Origin of the sequence: Arthrobacter sp. NPDC057009, assembly GCF_042673905.1 — a bacterium.
In the GTDB taxonomy this organism is placed as follows: Bacteria; Actinomycetota; Actinomycetes; order Actinomycetales; family Micrococcaceae; genus Arthrobacter.
The window spans coordinates 1-20,179 of sequence record NZ_JBHUSB010000021.1; the positions used below are offsets into that span (position 1 = coordinate 1).

The window sequence follows — 20,179 nt, forward strand, 5'->3', positions numbered from 1 at the left end:
TGGACGGATCGCAGGCGATCTTCGAACACGCCACCGGCGGCAAGCTCGAGTTCGCCACCCCGCGCTACGAAGACGTCATCGCCATGAACCCGGACACCTACGACTGGCTGCCCACCGATAACGAGGGCGTGTCCGAGAAGTGGCTGGGCACTTTCACCGAGCGCAACTTCCGCATCGGCTTCGTCCGGCTCGATGCCGGCGCGACCTACCAGGCCGGCCAGTTCCCGTCCATCGAAATCCTGTTCCAGACCAAGGGCCAGGTCACCGCGGGCGGCGAAAAGTACGGCCCCGAAACCGGCTACGAATTCCTCGCCAACGAAGGCCCCGTGCCCGTTGAAGCGATCGAACCCACCGAATTCCTCCGCTTCGTCCTCCACACCTTCTAAGAACCAGATACACCAGCGGGCAAAGACCGCCGCCCGTTCTGCTCCTGAATGCCTACTGCCGACAGGAGGGGCTCATGCCCATGACTGGGTTCACCAACCGTCGAGTGCGCCTCTTCCCGGCATCCGGCTTGCTGCGGCCAGTAGGTGGAGCTATCGGCAATGGCGCATGCGGCAACCATTGCCGTCGCAGCAAAGATTCGGAACAAGGGGAGGCCTGCACCGCAACCAATCGGATCTTCGAGCAGCGTTACGCCAATCTCCTTCCCGTGAAAGGTCTGCCCTCTTGGTTACCGCCACAGAAAACACCACTCGGAACTCCGGGATCAGCCCGGGGCTCACCCGGCTATTGGCCTTCACAGGTGGTGCCGCTGTCGGAAACCTGTATTGGGCGCAGCCGCTGCTCGGAGACATTGCCGCGACGCTGCGAGTCTCGCCTGATACAGCCGGGCTACTCGTGACCCTAAGTCAGCTCGGGTACGCCCTCGGGATATTCCTCGTCGTGCCGCTTGGTGACACTTTGAACCGAAGACGCATGATCCCAATGATCATGTTCTTGTGCTCCTTGTCGCTGGGGGCATGCGCTCTGGCGCCGAACTTTGCTGTCCTACTGACCACGCTTGCGTTAGTGGGATTCACCAACGTGGCCGGGCAACTGCTTATCCCGCTGGCCGGAGATCTCGCCACTGATAATCAACGGGGACGCGCAGTCGGGACAGTAGCATCAGGATTCCTCGTCGGAATTCTCCTGTCTCGGACAGTCAGCGGAATCGTGGCAGACGCCTTCGGCTGGCGCACGATTTATGTTGCAGCGGCAGGCATGATGCTGATCCTCGCGGTCATTATGGGGCGTGCGATACCGGCCCTGCCATCTCGAGTCCGCATACCGTACGGCAGACTGCTCCGCTCGGTAGTTGAGGCCGCCGCACGACACCGCCCCGTGAGAGTCGTCCTGATCTTTGGTGCCGCCCTGATGTGTGTTTTCACGGCTTTCTGGACTGGACTCACGTTCTTGCTTGCAGAGAGCCCGTTCATGTTCACAGCATTTCAAATCGGTCTCGTAAGCCTGCTCGGTGTGATGGGAGTCATCGGCGCCCAATTCACGGGGCGTCTCTTCGACCGCGGACGGTCTGTTTCTGCCATCGGTGCAGGACTTGCAGTCACCCTGGCTTCCCTCGTTGTCGCTTGGTTTTGCGGGTCCTCAATCGCGGGAGTGCTCATAGCCGTCGCACTGCTTTCAGTCGGCGTCCAGTCAGTGCTGGTACTCCTCCAGACCATGATCGTCTCCATCAACCCTGAGGCACGAAGCCGGCTCAACACCGCCCTTATCGTTGCCAATTTCATTGGAGGTGCCACGGGATCCACTATCGCAGCCCTCCTATGGCCAATTGGCCGATGGGCTACAGTCATGGGTGCTTCCGCCCTTGTCGTCGTAGTCGCCCTAGCCATTTGGTTTATCCAGAGAACGCGATCTCTCACCGCGTTTAAAAACGCGTTACCAGCGACACCTGCTCGAGACGAAATCTCTAGCCAGCAAAACTAGATGCCTAAACGCAAGCCTCGCGCGACCACGACAATTCTGCCCCCACTACGTAGAGGGGTTGCCCTGGACGCTGCAGAAGGCCCATCCCGCGAGTGGAACAGCATGGTCAGCACCGATAATGCGGCTGCAGCATCACGAACGACAATAGGCCGGCCACTGGCCATTGTCCTTGGTCTGCTGACGATCTTCGGTCCGATTTCAACCAACCTCTACCTGCCAGTACTCCCGGCACTCACTGCAGACTTTCAAAGCAGCACTTCGGAGGGACAGCTAACAGTCACAGCCTGTCTGCTCGGCTTGGCAGTAGGCCAAGTCATTGCGGGCTCCCTGTCGGACCGCTTTGGGCGCCGCAGGCCACTATTGGTCGGGGTGCTCACCTATGTGGCGATGTCAGTGGTGTGTGCCGTCAGTCCGACTATCGAAACCCTTATTGCGGCGAGATTCGTCCAAGGATTGGCCGCAGCAGTGGGAATCGTCACTGCCCAGGCCGCCGGCCGGGATGTATATTCAGGCGGAAAGCTCGTTCGCTATTATGGGCGTCTTACGGTCCTGGGCGGAATGTCGGCAGTGCTCGGCCCGCTTATCGGAGGCCAGCTCGCGAGGTTCACCGATTGGCACGGTGTATTCCTCTTCCTGGCGACGGCCGGAGCATTGGTCATGCTGACCGCCCTTGTGTTCTTCCCTGAGACCCTGCCCACAGGGTGCCGGTCAACAGGGGGCTTTTCCCAAGGCATGCGAAACTACCGCCAGCTACTTACCGACCGCACGTTCGTTGGAGCCGTGTTGATTACGGGTCTTACATACTCCGCCATATATGCCTACCTCGGTGCCGCAACCTTCGTCCTTCAAGGAATGTATGGGCTTTCACCCCAGGAGTATTCGTTTGCCTTCGCCCTGAACGCGGTGGGAGTCATGGTTTTTGGCCATGTTGGTGGCCGCCTTTCCGAGCGGTGGTCCGAGAAAAAAACATTGGGCATAGGTCTCGGCATGGCCATGAGCGGGTCCTTGGGCTTGCTCGCTACAGCCCTGTCGAGCCCGCCTTTGATCGGGATTCTTGTCTCACTATTCGTGATGGTGGGTGGCGTAGCCATGGCAAGTCCTCCCGCCACGTCCCTTGCCTTAAGAGATCATCCAGAGATTGCCGGCACCGCTTCCTCCATGGTTGGACTGTCCCGGTTTGCTCTCGGCGGTCTTACTGCCCCTCTGGTAGGAATCGGCGGGCCTGACACCGCCGTCCCCTTCGGAATTGTCGCAGTTGCTTCGGTTTCTGCAGCAATCGCCTGTTTGGGTCTCCTTGGCTCACGGCAGAGGCTTCGATCATGACGACGGGCTGGCGGATGACGCTCAGTGTGCAGGCGGTCCTGGCGCAGGCATCCTGGGTGGGCATCAGAGTGATTATTGGATACCGGGCACTATCTGAGGGCGCCGACGCAGTCTTTCTCGGTGTTCTGGCTTCAAGCTTCGCGCTACCCGCACTCGTGGCGGCCCTGCCTTCCGGCCGCCTGGCCGATAGATTCGGCGGACCGGTCATGACCCTGGTAGGCCTGGTAACGGCCATAGCCGGAACCGTAACCATGCTGGCATTCCGCGGACTCTCAGTACTGCTGGCGGCCAGCGCCATCATCGGGCTGGGCAACCTCCTGGTGATAGTCGGCCAACAGGCCTTCGTGGCTCACGTAAGCCACGGTGACTCACCCGACAGCGCATTCGGGACGCTTGCAGCCGCTGCTTCCACCGGTCAACTCATTGGCCCGCCGGCCGTGACCCTGGCGGCATCGCTGGGAGCCCCGACCGGGGGACAACCGGACACCACTATTGGACTCTTGGTTTGCGTGTCATTTAGCGCCCTGGCCGCTCCTGCCTACCTCCTCCTTCGGCTCACAGACGCTCGGATAAGTGGCGGGAGACAAGAAGCATCATCCGACCCCATCACTGTCGGCGACGTCCTCAAAGCGCCAGGCCTCTGGCGCTCACTGGTAGTCAGCGGCGCCGTGCTCGTCACGGTCGACCTGATGTACGCATTTGTACCGGTGTGGGCGGCAGAGCAAAAAGTGAGCGCGGCTGCAGTAGGAATGCTCCTGGGGTTAAGGGCTGCAATTTCAGTCCTCAGCAGGCTCGGACTGACCCGGCTTGTCAACCGCTTTGGGCGGAAGGTAATGATTATCTCTTCCATCACCGCAGCCGTCCTCTCTCTCGCGATCCTACCCTTGGTGGGCTTGTGGGGCGCTGTCGCCGTGATGGTAGGACTTGGCCTCGGACTCGGCATCCCCCAACCGCTCACCATGGCATGGGTGGTGTCTCTAACTGCCGCCTCCAGCCACGGAGCTGCCCTGGGATTACGTATGACAGTCAACCGCCTGGCGCAGATCACACTACCCATTGCCGTTGGCAGCCTTGCAGCGCCCGTGGGCGTCCTTGGAATCTTCTGGGCAAACGCAGCTCTACTTGTCGGTGCCATTGCTGTCCTAGCGGGCGCGGACACCGATCCCAGAGCTTCACAGGAGAAGAATTATCGACACGATTAGACTGGACGGGGCTATTGGCTTCACGGGTACGTCTACATGAGTCGTGTGCTCGGCTGGCAAGGTGCAAAGTAGCCCACAATGACCGCTGGCAGAAGTCCGTGACGAGATCTCCGCCCATTGACAAGACCGCTATGCGGATCTTGGATCAGAGTCCCTCGGGACATCCTAAAGCGGCCGAGCAGTGCGCGCACCGCACTCTCTAGGGCCTCGACCCACAAGAACATGCCCTATCCCGATGGCCCGCCGATTTGAGGGCCGTCTACCCCTACCATGGCATTCCAAAAGGATCGTTGACGGGCCATGCCTGTACGAATGATCTTGAGGGGCACGACAGTACAGGGGACTTTTCCGTGGAGCTGAAAGCTTCAGTCGCTTGCTGAGAGCCATCAGCGAAGCTCGTAGTTCTCTTGCTTTCGGGAAGACTCTTGCCTAAAACCCGGCCTTCAGCCGAGCCAGAACCAGCAAGAGATGCAATGTCCTTCTTTTCAAACAATTGCATCGCCCTACCTTTGACCCTGGGCCAATACTTATAAATTCCCACAATATAGGATATGCCTCAATGTGGAGCAGGGGAATACTTTCCCAGATAACCCTGGCGGGCGAGCAGCGGGTCTGCCAACTGCCCGAAGCCGCTTACGACTGAGCCCGCCCGCCTGATGAATCCCGAATGGAGCGGCTCGAACGACCGTTGCCATTCCGCGTGCGGGTCCGGACAGCTATGCTCGTTCTCCGGACCCCGTCCGCACGGTCATCTCAAGAGCACGCGGCTACAGGGCGGAACCGGCTAGCATCTCCATGAGGGTCGCGACGTCATCAACGTTTTCCAGGTTGAGGATGGTTTCCGCGGCTAGTGCCGCCATCTCGTCGGTCAGGACTCCCTGCGCGCAGGCCTTGAATTTGGTGACCAGGTCGGCGTCGCTCGCGCGTGACTCAGGCACGTCGTTTGTCATCCAGCGGGCATAGTCGGTGCTGTGGACGAAGCTGGTGCCTCTCGTGAAGACCTCGACCTGTGCTGGTCGGCGCTTGAGATTCCGGCGACCGTCTACGATCAGGTCTTCATAGCGGCACTCCTCGCTGCGGTAGTAGACCTCATGAGAGACACGTTTTGCGAAGGCGCGGATGTCCTCGCGGGCCAGCGTTTCGGGTGCCTGCCACTGGGGCCCCCACGGCACACGATGGGCCGCTACGGCGATGTTGTAAGGCAGGCTGGAGGCTGCCTCGACATGGTCTTCGATGTCGGTGCTGTTGTACTTTGGAAGTCCGACCAGCCCTTCGTTGCGCACCACTACCTTTTCGATGTCGTCCGGCTTCAGGTCATGCTTCGTGAGAATGGCATCGAAGCAATCCAGCGGTGCTTGGTGCGATCCACAGCAGGGCCAGTACTTGTAGCCGATCGCCTCGAAGCTCCAGTTCTCTCCCAGTCCGACGGTTAGCTTGTCCCAGTCACAAGCCGGCGAACCGTTCATGGCCCAGAATCCATAATCACCATCGAGCACGGTGGCGTCGCCCCGGTAGCCTTTTTCCGCGAGCCGCGCGGTGACGATTCCGGCTTGCGCCGCCCATCCCGACGGGCCGTATTTCGCCATTCCAACATGAATCGTGTGGTTGTATTTGACGTGGGATGCGACCGGGGCATGATAGCCCGCCAGCCCGAGGGCATGGGCCATGCGCTCGGCGTCCAGGCCCATGATCCGCGCCGCACCGGCCGTGGCGCCAAACTGCGTACAGCCAACGCCGAAACTTTTCAGGGGAAGGCCGCCCGGCGTCGCCCGCAAATTACCGAGGGAATCGGCGACGCGGCAGCTCATTTCGTGCGCGACCGCCAGCGCGGCGATAAGGTCCTTTCCGGTCGCATGGCGGACCTCGGCCATGGTCAGAGCCGGAGGCACGACATATGGGGTTACGTGCGCTGGCGGCTGCAGGGCACAGTAATCAAGGGCATTCATAAGTTCGCCGTTCACAAAAGCCGCCATGGACGCCGGCAGTTTGTCCCGGCGGCCGACAACTGTTGCCTGAGGCGTCCCGCCTTCTTCGCGTGCGAACTCCAGCGCGAGGCGCCCCTTGTCCAGGAGGTGCCCTCCCAGTCCGCACGCCACCGTATCCAGCAGGAGACGCTTAACCTCCTGCACAACGTGATCCGGGAGGTCCTCGAACTTCAGATTGGCGCTGAAGTCCGCCATACGCCTCGTGACGCTCTCACCCATGGTGCTTCCCTCCGAAGCATTTCGCAGACTGCGTCGCTTCAGTCCCCAGGCTCCCCACTGTGAGGCTCCTGGTATCGAACATGCCACCCCAGCAACCGCGATGTCTCAACACGCTAGTAATACTTCCTTCTCGTAGCAGAAGAGGTCTGATGACTTTCCGGCCCGTCGTATGGCCTGACAAGGCACCACCTCGAACCCTGATAAAGTGACGATATCCGGCTATATAGGATTTCGTCAACAACTTCGGCATAAGACCCTCTGCTTCGAAGGTGACGCTCCTGCTGATGCACCTGCACGAAGTTGGGAAGAAGATGTAACGGCCGGTCCCGGCAACCTACCCTTGACCCTCACTAGCATCCTTGACGAGAAGGCGAAGCCGGACATTCGGCCTGCCTCACGGGTGGTTTTCCGAGCGCCCCTCAAGGCTGCGACTGGAACACAGATGCTACGACTGGATGCAAGCGCACGAACGCCTACAGCAAAGGCCGGGCCTGCCGCTTCATGTTGGCGGGCCCGGCCTTTTAGGTCCGGTTACCCTGCGTAGGGGTCGGTGATGCCGATGTATTGGGTGGTGGTGTACTCGGCGATGCCTTCGGAGCCGCCTTCGCGTCCGAGGCCTGACTGCTTGACGCCGCCGAAGGGTGCTGCGGCGTTGGAGATGACGCCGGCGTTGAAACCGACCATGCCGAACTCGATCTGTTCCGCGACGCGCAGGAGACGGTTGAAGTCGCGGCTGTAAAGGTAGGAGGCCAAGCCGTACTCGCTGGCGTTGGCCAGGCGGATCGCTTCCTCTTCGGTGGCGAAGGTGATGACGGGGGCGACGGGGCCGAAGATCTCCTGGCGAAGGATCGCGGCATCGATGGGCACGTTGCCGAGCACGGTGGGCTGGTAGAAGTACCCGGCACCCTCAACGGGCGAGCCGCCTGTCACCGCGACAGCTCCGGCGTCGACGGCGGCGGTGACCAGGGCGTGCACGTCGTCGCGGGCGCCGGCGTCGATCAGCGGACCGACCTGGGTGGCGGGTTCGGTGCCGCGGCCGGTGGCCAGGGCGCCCATGGCGGCGGCAAACTTCGCGGTGAACTCGGCGGCGACGGATTCGTGGACGAGGAAGCGGTTGGCGGCGGTACAGGCTTCTCCCATGTTCCGCATCTTGGCGGCCATGGCTCCGTCGACGGCGGCGTCGAGGTCGGCGTCGTCGAAGACGATGAAGGGCGCGTTCCCCCCGAGTTCCATCGAGGTGCGCAGGACGTTCTTGGCGGCGTCGGCCATGAGCCGCTTGCCGACAGGGGTGGAGCCGGTGAAGGAGACCTTCCGCAGGCGGGGGTCGGCCAGCAGCGGCCCGGAAATACCCGAAGCCGACGAGGAGGCGACGACGTTAAGGACGCCGGCGGGCAGGCCGGCGTCGAGCATGGTCTGGGCGAAGTACTGCGCGGTGAGCGGGGTGAGTTTGGCGGGTTTGAGGACCATGGTGCAGCCGGCGGCGACGGCGGGGGCGACCTTGCGGGTGGCCATGGCGAGCGGGAAGTTCCACGGGGTGATCAGCAGGCACGGGCCGACGGGTTTGTGCTGGACGAGGATCTTGTTCTTGCCTTCGGGTGTGGTGAGGTAGCGGCCGTAGTCGCGGACGGTTTCCTCGGAGAACCAGCGCAGGAACTCGGCCCCGTAAGTGACTTCGCCGCGGGCTTCTGCCAGGGGTTTGCCCATTTCCAGGGTCATGAGCAGGGCGAAGTCCTCGGCGCGTTCGGTGACCAGGTCGAACGCGCGGCGCAGGATCTCGGCGCGTTCCCGCGGTGCGGTCCGTGCCCAGGACGCCTGGGCGGCGTCGGCCGCATCGAGTGCGGCGATCGCGTCCTCGCTGGTGGCGGAGGCGAGGGTGGCGAGCACCTCCCCGGTGGCCGGGTCATGCACGTCGAACGTGCCGCCGTCGGACGCGTCCCGCCACTGGCCGTTGATGAGCAGGCCGGTCGGCACGGAGGCGACCAGCGCGGCCTCGCGCTCCGATGAGATGGCAGGGGATAGTGCAGAAAGAGTCATGAGAATGTCCTTCGGAAGTGTCAGTAGCTGCCGTGATCTTCAGGGTCAACTGCAGCGGTGAGGTTGGGGGCGTTGCGGGGGAGCGTTCTTAATAGGCCTTGACCCTCTGCTCGACCACGAGGTGAATAAGTGCGAACACTTTGTCCTGGTCGATGGTCTGGAGCGCCGCCTTAATGGCGGTGGGGACGTCCGCGTCGCGTTCTACTTTAATGCCGAAACCACCGAAGGCTTGGGCCATGAGTGCGAAGTCCGGGTTCTTCAGCTGTGTTCCGGAAACGCGCGCGGGGTAGTGGCGTTCCTGGTGTGTGCGGATGGTGCCGTATTCCTGGTTGTCCATCACGATTACCAGGGGAGTGGCGCCGTACTGGGCGGCCGTGGCGAGTTCCTGGCCGTTCATGAGGAACTCGCCATCACCGGCAATCGTCACCACGCGCCGGTCCGGGTATTCCAGGGACGCTGCAATGGCTGACGGAACGGAATAGCCCATAGAGCCGTTGCGGGCGCTGATCATGGAAGCATAGCGTTGGGTGGGGAAGTAGCGGTGCGCCCAGTTTGTGTGCTCACCTGCGCCGAGGGTGACCATGGCGTCTTCGGGCAAAGTGGGCACGAGGTGGGCCATCAGGGTGTCCATCCGGGCCTGGCCGGCTGATGGCGAGGCGGTGGGGAGGGCGGCGAACGATTCCTGCTCGTAGCGCATCCTCAATGTCCAGGCCTTCCATTCCTCCTTGACCGGGAGCTCGATTTTCGCGAGGTCACGGACGAAAACGTCCGGCTTGGCCACGATCTGGTAGGAGACAGGTCCGGAACGCCCGCGGAGGGACGGATCAATGGTGACCAGGAAGTTCTTCTTATTCCAGTCCTGACGGCAGACGAAGCCGTCGGTAATGACGTCGCCAGGAACCGTGCCGACGAAGATCAGCAGATCTGTTTCTTCGAGCAGGTCGTAGGTGGGGCGGGGACGTCCGTAGCCGATGGGGCCGACGTATGAGGGCGAATCGAACGGGACGGTGCCTTCGGTGCGCCACTCAGCTGCGGCAGGGATGTGGTGCTTCTCCAGCCATGCGGTGAGCTGGTCGGCGCCAGCCTGAGTCCAGTCATTGCCGCCGGTAACGAACAGGGGCTTAGTGGATGCCGCGAGGGCAGTGGCCAGGGCTTCCGAGTCCACGGTGGTCATGCCACCGGTGGCCACAGGGATCGGGGGGTGGAGTTCGCCCGAGATCTGCTGTCGGATGACATCTTCGGGCAGTCCGACGACAACGGGACCGGGGCGGCCGCTCATGGCCGCGAACAGGGCCTCAGCGACGATCTCGGAAGCACGCTCGGCGTGATCCAGGACCATGACGCGTTTGGCGCCGGTGTCGAACCAGGCCTTTATGTCGAATTCCTGGAAGGCCTCGCGGTCACGATGGGCGAAGGGGATGAGTCCCACAAACAGCACCATGGGTGTGGAGTCCTGCCAGGAGGTGTGCAGGCCAACGTGGGCGTTCGCCGCACCGGGACCCCGGGTGACCATGGCAATGCCCGGTAGTTGGTTCATTTTGCCGTCGGCCTCAGCCATGTAGGTTGCGCCACCTTCGTGGCGGCAGACGATGGTTTCAATCTCGGACCCGTACAGTCCGTCAAGAACATCAAGGAAGCTCTCGCCCGGCACTACATGGGCCCTCTTAATCCCGTGGGCAACAAGGGTGTCAACGATGACGTGGCCTGCTGATTTCATTGGGCGTGCCGGCGTATTCGTTGTTGTCTCGGAGGGTTCGGCCAAGGTTTGCGTCATTGCTGCGGTGCCTTTTGTAGTTGTTTCGGTATGGAATCAGGTGTTGGGCCAGCTTCCCGGGGGAATGCGAACTGGCGAAGCGTTTGCATGAGTATGGAGCGGCATGACCTGATGATGGTGCGGGCCTCAACGCCGCGTAGTTTAGATCCGCTACGCATCCAGGCCTTTGTTGCTGCGAGGACGTTGGGCAGTGCTGCGTGCATGCGTGCGTGCAGGCAACGGGTCCTCTGCTGGAGACGTAGTGTGCGGTTCGCCCCAGGGGACTACATATGCCTCCTTTTCCGAATAACCCCTTCCCCTGAGATCCCAAAAGGGTGTCCGGCCAGAATGGTGCGCCGTCAAAAGGGGTACTCTCTTGACGGCCGTTGAGGGCCAGGCAGATTCAAAAATATCCCATAATTTAGGATATGATAAGTATGTCGTAACGCCCGTGCGGGTGCCCCGTGAGCCGGTCCATCGCGTGCGCCACGACGGCATCCCGGACGCGGGCGCACCGCAACAGCTCCGTCAACTGTTGCTGCGGCCGGCCCTACCGGATGCTTTGTCGCATATGCGCGAGCATTGATTGGAGAAAAGTTTGAAGGAAGCGTCAGGGCTAGTAGACATGACGCCCCAGTCGACGTCGGTCAAAATCGCGGATTTGCTGCGAGAACGCATTGTCGATGGATATTTCGCTCCCGGGCAACAAGTCAACGAGGCGCAGGTCTCTGCCCAGCTGAATCTTTCGCGCGGACCCGTTAGGGAAGCGCTACAACGGCTGAGCCAAGAGGGATTGCTCGTTAGCAAGCCCAACAGGGGAGTGTTTGTAGTTGAGCTCACTGCTGATGACGTGGACGAAATCTACGGAGCCAGGGAGATCATTGAACTCGGCGCCGCTGAACTGATCGCGAATCAGTCAGGGGGGAAGAGAAACAAGACGGCAAGCAGACTGAAGAAGATCGCCTCTAGACTTACCGAGGCCGCAACCTCTGACGATTGGCAGAAGGTACGCAAGCTGGACCTCGAGTTCCATACGACCCTCGTCTCCGAGTCAGGCAACTCACGTCTCCTTCGCGCCTACACGACACTAGCCACTGAGGCGCTGATTTGCATGAAGAATCTGGAGCGGGCATATCCGACTCCGAGTTCTGTGACTCACCACCTCGTGATGGCTGAGCTGATTGCTACAGGCTCAATGAAAGAGATCCGCTCCTCATTCCACCGACACTTGTCCTTAGGTGAATCGACGTAAGGGGTGCGCCCTGACCTCACATAAACATCGCGCCGATAATGGGGATTTCGTCAACCTAGGGGAGTGGGTCCCACGACTGTCGCCCCGTGCTAGCCGCGCCTTGCACGGGGCGCCCAGCTAGTCTTCAAGCACCGCGCGCCGCTGCCGCGTCGTGGAGGTCCGGCAGGTACTTCTCCTGCTCCTCGATCTTTCGGCGGTAGAAGTCATGGGCAGCTTGTTTGGTGATCCCCAACGCTTCACCGATCTGGGCCCACGTCGCGCCGGCCTCACGTGCCGATTTGATGACGTACCAGCGCCTGCCCGTGAGCAGCTCGACGGCTCTCGCGTTCGCGCGCAGCGCCTCAAGCGCCGCGACCTCCCTTACCTCCGTAAGGAACTGTGCCGCGGCCGCCCGCGCCCGGTCGCTGCCGGTGGCAGTCATCTCACGCCAGGTCTCGCCGTTGTTGAAGTCTTCCCACACTTTGAGCACCTCGTGGACATCGCCGCTGTTGAGTGCCTGCTCCACCGACCCCGCATCACGATCCATGAAGTCAAGCTAACTTGACGCCTCCGACGGGTCAAGAGAAATACTGGTCCGCTGTGGACTGCGGCCGGCCACCCCGGCGGCCACACGCGGTTACCGGTTGCTTAAGGACGCAAGACCTGGCAACTGGATGAGCGATTCCCGCATCAAATGACCGCCCGGATCGAACGCCGATAACGATCCTTATGTCAAGCTGGGGCTCAGAAGGGGCCGAAAGAGGCCCTCCCCGGCGCTCAGGAGAGGTTGTGTATTGCACCGGCCCAGCGGGGGCCGGACACGGCTCTGCGGACGGCCCTGGCGCGCGCGTGAAAGTCAATCTTTGGGACCCGCGCGGAATCGGCGGGCTGAGCGGCATCGTAGGCTCGGGGCTGTGTGGTATCGACGGTCGTTGTGCAGTGGTCGCTAATCAGGCCCATGCCGGCGTACTCGCGCACAGCGGCGATGCCGGCAACGGCGTCGGTCTTGGTGTTAAAGGGCTTGGACACTGCCATGATGGTGCCATCCGGCGCTGTCAGCCGGAACCTATAAGCCGCTTCCTCGTCGACAAACAGTTCGAACATTCCTGCCATTGCGATCCTTTCGGTCTGCGGGACCCCCGAGGCTACGTCTTTGCCGCTCTCAAGTACGAGGCATCGTTGCCTCCGTGTTTTCAGTGGTATCCCGCCATCCAAATTTCCATCAATTCAGCATGCGTTCCCCGAGTCTTCCCTAGGGACGCCTGCCCGCGCAAGGCTTTGTCCGGCAATCCAGAGCAAGTGATCCCCCGCTCTCAGGCTCAGCCCAGGGTCAACAACGAGCACGCATGACTCACCGGCTGATATTCCACGTTATGTAAAGTAGTAACGACTGGAGCTTTGAATCTGCGACCATTCGAACCTAGGCCCCTAACGGCGTGGATGGAAGTTCTCCCCCGAACCGCAGAACATTCTCTCCTACTGCGCCCAAACTGGTCACGTCATTCCCGGTCATTAGCAAACCATCTGGCATCTTTGTACTGTGGACTACAACCTAGAAGCGCTGAGCTGGCGGCAATTTGAACAGATGACGCAAGCGCTGGCGCTGCACCATATCGGGCCTTCAGTTTCAGTATTTGGAGATGGGCCGGACGGCGGCAGGGAAGCAACCTGGGAAGGCACCGTCCCTTCGCTTGGTTCTCTTCCCGAATGGGATGGGTACGGAGTCCTGCAGGCAAAATTTCACGTACACACGGGTGACGTCGCGGATAATCTCGGGTGGCTCACCCGTCAGGTGAAGAGTGAGCTGAATGATTGGGCTAAGCCGGATACGAAGCGACTGAGAAAGCCCGATTTCCTTCTCTTTGCTACCAACGTCCGTCTCTCACCGGCAGGCAAGGACCAGATTAAGAGGACCCTGACGGATGAGGCACTAAGACTAGAGCTTCCCCTGAAGGAGTCGCGCGTCTGGGATTACGACGATTTGCGAGCGATCCTCGACGGCGCAGCTGATATCCGTTCGGCTTACGCGGCACTCATCACTCCCGGGGACCTAATAAGCCGCCTAATCGATCAAGCCGATGCGCAGGAACAAAACTTTGCAGAAGCCTTGACTCTCCATGCAGCAAGCGCCTTCGAGGACGACACGTACCTAAAGCTATCGCAGGCCGGAACCTACGGCGACCGGCGCATAGCAGTCGCAGACGTATTCGTCGACCTCCCCCTCGAGGAGCCGATGCACTTCAGTAACATCGGCACCGAAACAGACGATCCTGAAGAGGAGTCAAACGTAGTTGCCGCGCTCGTTCGCCGCTTCGATGAGCTTGCCACAACACCCGACGGGGACCACGCTCAGAAAAAGAAGTGTGTGCTGATCGGTGGGCCAGGGCAGGGTAAGAGTACGGTGACTCAGTTCCTGGCGCAGTTGTACCGCGCGACCTTCCTTTCAGGATCGACGGTAATGGCGGACGCAGATCTAGCGATTAATGTCAAGGGGGTACTAGCCAGAGCAGCGTCTATAAACGTTCCCCACCCGCGCGCTAGGCGTTGGCCTTTCAGAATCGATCTTACAGATTTGGCGGACTCACTAGCCTCCGGGCGCTCCAATGGGCTGCTCGAATATATCGCTAATGCCATTTCCAAGAGCTCCGAACGGGATGTCAGCACGGATCGCATACATGGCTGGCTCGGCGAGTTCCCCTGGCTGCTTATACTGGACGGTCTTGATGAAGTTCCGAATTCGAGCAACCGTGACCAGGTCATTAGATGCGTACAGGATTTCAATATCAAGGCGGTTGCAGCAGGTGGGGACGTCACAATACTGGCAACTACCCGACCGCAGGGATATAGCGAAGAATTCAGTCCTGCCTCATTCAAGCATATTGAACTTGCGAGCCTACCCCTAAAGAATGCACTATCTTACGCTAAGGGATTCATCGCAGTCAGGATGCCCGAAGGATCCTCACGAGCGGAAGCAGTGTATCAAGGTCTAGTGCGGGCCAGCGCAGACGAAAGCACAGCGAATCTTTTTACGACACCTCTCCAAGTTACTATCTTGACGGTACTCGTAGAAACAAGCGGCCAAGTTCCGCGAGACCGCTGGCGGCTGTTCTCCAGATATTATGATGTGATTAATCAACGCGAACTTGAAAAGGGCGGTGAGCTCTCCACCCTATTGCAAGAATACGAATCCGATGTGGTGTTCCTGCACCGACACATTGGAAACTTACTCCAGCATCGAGGGGCAAGAGCTGGTGATACTTCCGCGACAATCACCCGCGAAGAATTTCTACAAATAATCCGTGATCGCCTTTCGGCGATGGATCACGAGCCTTCGAAAGTTTCATTCCTTGCAGAAGAATTTGCCCGACTTGTAACGGACCGACTGGTCTTCTTGGCCGTAATAAACTCGGAACGCATCGGGTTCGAGATTCGAAGCCTCCAAGAGTACATGGCCGGTGCCTATATATCGGATCTTCCCGACTCGCAGATTGTCCCCACAATTCGCTCGTTATCAATTGACCCCTACTGGCGCAATGTTCTTCTATTCGCTATAGGTTACATATTCACAAGCAAAGATCATCTGAAAGCTGAGATACCCCAGCTTTGCGAGGAACTTGATGATGATAGCGTTGATGGGATGCTAGTTGTGCCGGGTGCGCAATTGGCGTTGGACATTTTGCGTGATGGCGCCACACAATCACAGCCAAGATTTGCTAGAAGACTGGCGCGCAAAGCGTCAGCACTCTTGATTGGCCCGGTCCAAGAACGTGTTGCAGAGTTTTCACGTTTCGCTGATGACGTTGTTTCTCCGATACTCAAAGAAGCAGCTCAGAGCCTGGACCCAACAACTACTACCGGATGGATCAACCGAACTCTTGCTTGCCTGGCGATCCTTCCCCCAGGGGAAGTGCGCGATGCTCATATTTCATCAATCTTCTCGCTGGCTGACGAAACTGCTCGCAAGGGAATACTTCGTATTTTAGGTGAACGGCTTGAGAGCTCTGCACTAGACGCCCTAAAATCCCAGCTCGGCAACTACAGTCCGGCTCTCTTGCTGGGTGAAACCGGACGAGCCGGCATACGTTTGCATCGACACGAGGATGAAATCCTACCTGATTGGTTCCATGCGGTGCTGAGCGTTTCCAGCCGCTCTGGTGACCGAATTTTCGTTCGGGTTGGCTCCCATAAGGAGGCCAGGATTCGTCTCTCTCTTATGCCCATCAAGGAGAAGTTGGATGACTGGATAAAGCTATCCGAACTCAACTTCGAACATGCTGCCTGGCGCTTCCTGTCAAAAATCGGTTCATTCGTTCAAGATCCATCAACTGATGCTTTAGCCGATCTCATCCTCGGTCTTAAGGCCTTGGATCCTGTGGAGCGAGAGGTGGCACTGATGGGACCCTGGGTTTTGGCTGCCTGTTACGAAGCGGCCTCGAAATATCCGCACTCCTACGGTGCGGAAACTTTTGATGATGCTGCAGATTTCCTTGTCGCAGCTTGCAGGGCTGGTGAATTGGGTTCGGCTGGTGACTGGGAGCGGACTGAAGCGCGTTACCGGGCACTGCAGGGAAAGCCGATCAGGCCCGTCATCGGCCGTCCTGGTACGGAGGAGCCGAAAGCGTCTCTTCCAATTTGGCCAGAACTGGCGGATGCGGGCATATCCCTTCTAGGCCTGAATGCAGGGTTCACGCATGGGTACGCAACCATGCACGAAACCGCTGCCGAGCAGGCGGCTGACCTCGAAGAGCTAATGATGTTGGCGGATAGCACCGTCGGCGCTTCTCAGGCCGCCGCCCTTACTAACTACATCTCGTTCGCGGCGACGATGATAGTGAACGGCTTCAACCCATTGCATACCACCCCGGCAGCAGCTCTACCAGCCTGGGCACGCGTGAGGCAGCACTTAGAGGCGGAAGTTCAACAGCTCCCTGCGAATTCACCGTTGTGGGGCCGGTGGGCCTTCATTGGTCATCCAGAACAGACGCAACGTGAGGACTATCCAATTCTCTTGGAAAAGTTAGGCGGTATGAAGCTGGAGGATGCACGCTTCGGAATCGTCTCAGATGACTTGGAATGGGTAAAGGACGGAGCGACATATTCGACTGACGGTTGGCGCCGGTATCGACTTGCGACGAGCTATTCTCCGAGCATCATCAGGAAACTTCGTCCGCACGAGCAACACTTCATCCGCGCTGCACGCGCTAAGGGGGGGATGGCGGCTGAACTTGCCGCTTTCTTGGATGTATGTAACGCAACTTCCGGCGCATTGGATGACGGTTCGCTAGATGATCTTATTTTGTCTTTCTTCCAAGCAGAAGAAGCGGGCACCGGAGACCTACTAGAACAGCTATGGATGGTGGGCGCCATAGAGAGCGCCGAATTAGCACCTCTTATACGTCGGATAGTTCACGTTTCGATGAACCGTTATCCAATACAGGCTGTTCGATTTGTGGAGTTGCTGACTAAATCGAGTATTGCGGAGGTGTGAACTCATCCATCCTAGACCCAGGTCTAGGCCCTAACGGGGTGCGCATTAACCCCGATTTTTCGTTGGGTCGGGTGATGGCCGTGGTCGCGGTCAGCGCGGTGGCCGGTGGTTGTTTTCTGTTTTCGGGCAGTCTGGTGTGGCCCTTTTGGATCGCCTTGGGGTTGGGCGCCGGTTCCACTTCCGGTGGTGGGGCTGGTTGTCGGGGCTGGGGTGAGTGCCTACTCAGCCGGGGGCGGCCAGGGATTGTTTGACCTGACTTGGCTCACGGGTCGTGGTTTCGCGGTGGCGCAGCGCTCTGACCTGCAGTGATGTCGGCGGAAGAATGCCTTTTCACGCACTAATAGTGTTCGCTAAGTGTCACCCCGGGGCGTTCAGCGGTCGGTTGGGACGGGCGTCCGCGAATGACGGCGTGCAGATCTCCGAGAAAATGGGCAGTCGAGAGGATCCAGTGGACGGCGTCAGCACGGCCCAGGCCACGGCCGACCTTAGTAAGTTGCTTCAGCGTGCTTTTGAGCTGTGGAAAAACGTCTCTGTGCTCGAGTGTGGTGCCGACGGTCCTGTGCAAAGCCTGGTAGACCCGCCGGCGACGCGAATTCTCCGATTCTTGCGGCGCGTTGGCCGCTCGCGGGCCGGGAAAACGCAGTTGCCAGCCCAAAGCCACGCACTAGCCCCGGGTTTTCCTGAGGCGGCGTTGCTGGGCGCGTGTTTAAACAGGGGAAGGGTGCTCTGAGCTGGGAAAATAGTGGTTGTCGAAGCCGTTATTTCGCCGAGCGAAGGAGCACCCTTCCGGTGTCTTATCCTACCCGCGCATTCCCTTCCGTTCCTGTCACTTTCACCGGCCAGTCGCTGGTCTCCCACGCCGGCGCAAAGGTCCTGTGCGACTTCATCGATGCCCTCGGGTTCCGCCAGTTGTGCGAAGAGCGGCTCGGCCAGTTCGTACCTGCCGGCGCCATTCACCGGCCCGGACGGGTCCTGGGCTCGCTCGCGGTGATGCTCGCGGCCGGAGGCGAACACGCCTCGGACCTGGACATCCTGCGTTCCTCACCCGGGGTCTTCGGTCAGCTGCCCTCGAACGCGACCGTTTCCCGGTTCTTCGAACGCACCGTGACCAACCCGGAGCTGTTCAGCTACGGCATGGAAACCCTCACCCGCGAACTGCGTACCCGGGCCTGGAACGCCGCAGGGAACCGGAACCCGGCACTGGCCGCGACAGCCGCGGACCCGCTCATCATCGACCTAGACGCGACCCTGGTGACCTCGCACTCCGATAAGGAAAACGTCGCAGGAAATTACAAGGGCGGTTACGGGTTCGCCCCGTTCATCGCCACCGCCGATTACGGCACCGGCAACGGCTCCGGGGAGATCCTCGCCTGCGTGTTGCGGCCCGGGAACGCCGGAGCGAACAGCGCCGAGGACCACATCAGGGTCTTCCACACCGCCATCGCCCAACTCCCGCACGGGTTCTATGACGAGACCGGGGCGCTGGCCGGGGAGAAGGTCCTGGTCCGCACCGACAGCGCCGGGGCCTCACGGAAGTTCCTCTGGCACCTGCACAGCCTCGGCGTGCAGTTCTCCACCAGCTACACCCTCCCGGTCGGCAAGGCCCACATGATCGATTGGATCACCGACAAAGAGTACTGGCAGCCGGCCCTGGACCAGCACGGCCACGACCGGAGCGATGCGTGGGTCATTAACGCCACCGACATCATCCCGCTCACGGATTACCCGCCAGGCACGAAACTGTTCCTGCGCGCCGAGCCGCTGCACCCCGGAGCGCAGCCGAGCCTGCTCGATGCCGACGGGCACCGCATCACCGCCCTGCTGACGAACTCTCCGCGCTGGCACGGACCGTTCCTGGACGCCCGGCACCGCGCCCGGGGCAGGTGTGAGAACAGGATCAAAACCCTGAAAAACACCGGCCTGGGCAAGCTGCCGTTCTTCGACTTCGCCGCCAACCAGGCCTGGGCGAACATCGCAGCCCTGGCCTTCAACCTGGTCTCATGGCTCCAGCTCACCGCACTCCCGGATGCCCACCACGCCAAGGCCTGGGACATCAAACGCTGGCGCTACCGGATCTTCGCGACCGCCGGGAAAATCATCACCCGAGCCCGCCGCAACCAGCTCTTGCTACCGGAATCAGCGCCGGAGAAAAACCTCCTAAAACTGCTTGTGGAGAACACCGGCCGCCTCAAACGCCTCCTGCCAGCCCCCGGCTGAGCCAGGCACTCACCCCGTCCCGACGAGAAGACTTATCACCGGAAGTGGAACCGGCGCCCAACCAGGCGAGCCAACAGGCCGGATCAAACTGCCCGAAAACAGAAAACAACCGCGGGCCGCCCCGTCCACGAGGACCGGCAACCATCACGGACCATCATGAAAAATCGGGGCTAGGGAAATGAGCCAAGTCAGGCGGTGTGGCCCTTTTGGATCGCCTTGGGGTTGGGCGCCGGTTCCACTTCCGGTAGTGGGGCTGGTTGTCGGGGCTGGGGTGAGTGCCTGCTCAGCCGGGGGCGGCCAGGGATTGTTTGAGGCGGCCGGTGGTTTCCAGGAGCAGTTTCAATAGGTTTTTCCGGGGCTGAGTCCGGCAGCAGGAGCTGGTTGCGGCGGGCGCGGGTGATGATTTTCCCGGCGGTCGCGAAGAGCCGATAGCGCCAGCGTTTGATGTCCCAGGCTTTGGCGTGGTGGCCGTCCGGGAGGGCGGTAAGTTGGAGCCAGGAGACTGGCATCAGGGGCTGTCGACGGCCACTTCAGTGCTTCCTCTGTGCTTTAGGGGAAGCCAAGCGGTCCCCGGCCTAGCCCTCGTAGCCGGCGGGGACGATCCACACGAAGCCGGCGGATCCCTGCACCATGAGAAGGTGCCGTCGGCGTTGGTAGAGGACCGCCACACTCCGGCACCCATGGCTGTCTCAACCACTCCCCTAGATTAACGAAATATTCGTTATCGGCGTTTTGGATGCGGAGCTAGAAGTAGATTCAAGGACTCGCCTCACACCGCTTTTGGGAGCGTTTTGGCTGGGA

Annotated in this window: 11 protein-coding genes and 2 pseudogenes; 7 read left to right on the top strand and 6 right to left on the bottom strand. The window is 60.4% G+C overall.

From position 1 onward, the window contains the following. From ACFTR6_RS18285 to ACFTR6_RS18300, 4 genes and pseudogenes are all read left to right on the top strand, one after another. Window positions 1-386 (top strand): annotated as a pseudogene (locus ACFTR6_RS18285) (hypothetical protein); the annotation flags it as partial. Window positions 387-669: 283 nt separating this feature from the next. Continuing rightward, window positions 670-1,926 (top strand): MFS transporter, encoded by a 1,257-nt coding sequence (locus ACFTR6_RS18290; protein ID WP_377958922.1) that lies wholly within the window; start codon window positions 670-672, stop codon window positions 1,924-1,926. 102 nt (window positions 1,927-2,028) lie between these two features. Continuing rightward, window positions 2,029-3,249 carry a multidrug effflux MFS transporter gene (locus ACFTR6_RS18295; RefSeq protein ID WP_377958923.1) on the top strand — a complete coding sequence of 407 codons (1,221 nt, stop codon included), beginning with the start codon at window positions 2,029-2,031 and terminating at the stop codon, window positions 3,247-3,249. Then, the gene (locus ACFTR6_RS18300) at window positions 3,246-4,451 is read left to right on the top strand and encodes an MFS transporter (protein WP_377958924.1); all 1,206 of its coding nucleotides are present in this window, start codon (window positions 3,246-3,248) and stop codon (window positions 4,449-4,451) included. Before ACFTR6_RS18295 ends, ACFTR6_RS18300 begins: the two co-directional genes overlap by 4 nt. 767 nt (window positions 4,452-5,218) lie before the next feature. Here ACFTR6_RS18300 and ACFTR6_RS18305 read toward each other — a convergent pair. The 3 genes from ACFTR6_RS18305 to ACFTR6_RS18315 form a co-directional block, all read right to left on the bottom strand. Beyond that, window positions 5,219-6,655, bottom strand: a complete 1,437-nt coding sequence (locus tag ACFTR6_RS18305) for an MmgE/PrpD family protein (RefSeq protein ID WP_377958925.1) — start codon at window positions 6,653-6,655, stop codon at window positions 5,219-5,221. Between the two features lie 531 nt (window positions 6,656-7,186). Continuing rightward, complete coding sequence (locus tag ACFTR6_RS18310) at window positions 7,187-8,689, bottom strand: NAD-dependent succinate-semialdehyde dehydrogenase (RefSeq protein WP_377958926.1); 1,503 nt, start codon at window positions 8,687-8,689, stop codon at window positions 7,187-7,189. 88 nt (window positions 8,690-8,777) lie between these two features. Next, window positions 8,778-10,463 (bottom strand): thiamine pyrophosphate-dependent enzyme, encoded by a 1,686-nt coding sequence (locus tag ACFTR6_RS18315; protein ID WP_377958927.1) that lies wholly within the window; start codon window positions 10,461-10,463, stop codon window positions 8,778-8,780. 577 nt (window positions 10,464-11,040) lie between these two features. Between ACFTR6_RS18315 and ACFTR6_RS18320 the strand changes: the two genes are divergently transcribed. Further along, window positions 11,041-11,694 (top strand): GntR family transcriptional regulator, encoded by a 654-nt coding sequence (locus ACFTR6_RS18320; RefSeq protein WP_377958928.1) that lies wholly within the window; start codon window positions 11,041-11,043, stop codon window positions 11,692-11,694. 124 nt (window positions 11,695-11,818) lie between these two features. Here the strand turns inward: ACFTR6_RS18320 and ACFTR6_RS18325 are convergent, their stop codons facing one another. Together ACFTR6_RS18325 and ACFTR6_RS18330 are read right to left on the bottom strand one after the other, a co-directional pair. After that, the gene (locus ACFTR6_RS18325) at window positions 11,819-12,220 is read right to left on the bottom strand and encodes a hypothetical protein (RefSeq protein ID WP_377958929.1); all 402 of its coding nucleotides are present in this window, start codon (window positions 12,218-12,220) and stop codon (window positions 11,819-11,821) included. A gap of 230 nt (window positions 12,221-12,450) precedes the next feature. Next, window positions 12,451-12,786 (bottom strand): YegP family protein, encoded by a 336-nt coding sequence (locus tag ACFTR6_RS18330; protein ID WP_377958930.1) that lies wholly within the window; start codon window positions 12,784-12,786, stop codon window positions 12,451-12,453. A 427-nt stretch (window positions 12,787-13,213) separates the two neighbouring features. On the opposite strand from ACFTR6_RS18330, the gene ACFTR6_RS18335 reads away from it, so the two are divergent. Both ACFTR6_RS18335 and ACFTR6_RS18340 read left to right on the top strand, forming a co-directional pair. Continuing rightward, a complete protein-coding gene (locus ACFTR6_RS18335; RefSeq protein ID WP_377958931.1) occupies window positions 13,214-17,161 on the top strand; it encodes an NACHT domain-containing protein in 3,948 nt (1,315 codons plus the stop codon). 789 nt (window positions 17,162-17,950) lie between these two features. Beyond that, window positions 17,951-19,378 carry an IS1380 family transposase gene (locus tag ACFTR6_RS18340; RefSeq protein WP_377958932.1) on the top strand — a complete coding sequence of 476 codons (1,428 nt, stop codon included), beginning with the start codon at window positions 17,951-17,953 and terminating at the stop codon, window positions 19,376-19,378. A gap of 350 nt (window positions 19,379-19,728) precedes the next feature. Here the strand turns inward: ACFTR6_RS18340 and ACFTR6_RS18345 are convergent. Further along, window positions 19,729-19,881: pseudogene (locus tag ACFTR6_RS18345) on the bottom strand (IS1380 family transposase); the annotation flags it as partial. Window positions 19,882-20,179: the final 298 nt, after the last annotated feature.

Coding starts and splice junctions, on each gene's coding strand:
- ACFTR6_RS18295 (WP_377958923.1), top strand. CDS start 2,029: ATGGTCAGCACCGATAATGCGGCTGCAGCATCACGAACGACAATAGGC.
- ACFTR6_RS18300 (WP_377958924.1), top strand. CDS start 3,246: ATGACGACGGGCTGGCGGATGACGCTCAGTGTGCAGGCGGTCCTGGCG.
- ACFTR6_RS18305 (WP_377958925.1), bottom strand. CDS start 6,655: ATGGGTGAGAGCGTCACGAGGCGTATGGCGGACTTCAGCGCCAATCTG.
- ACFTR6_RS18310 (WP_377958926.1), bottom strand. CDS start 8,689: ATGACTCTTTCTGCACTATCCCCTGCCATCTCATCGGAGCGCGAGGCC.
- ACFTR6_RS18315 (WP_377958927.1), bottom strand. CDS start 10,463: ATGACGCAAACCTTGGCCGAACCCTCCGAGACAACAACGAATACGCCG.
- ACFTR6_RS18325 (WP_377958929.1), bottom strand. CDS start 12,220: ATGGATCGTGATGCGGGGTCGGTGGAGCAGGCACTCAACAGCGGCGAT.
- ACFTR6_RS18330 (WP_377958930.1), bottom strand. CDS start 12,786: ATGGCAGGAATGTTCGAACTGTTTGTCGACGAGGAAGCGGCTTATAGG.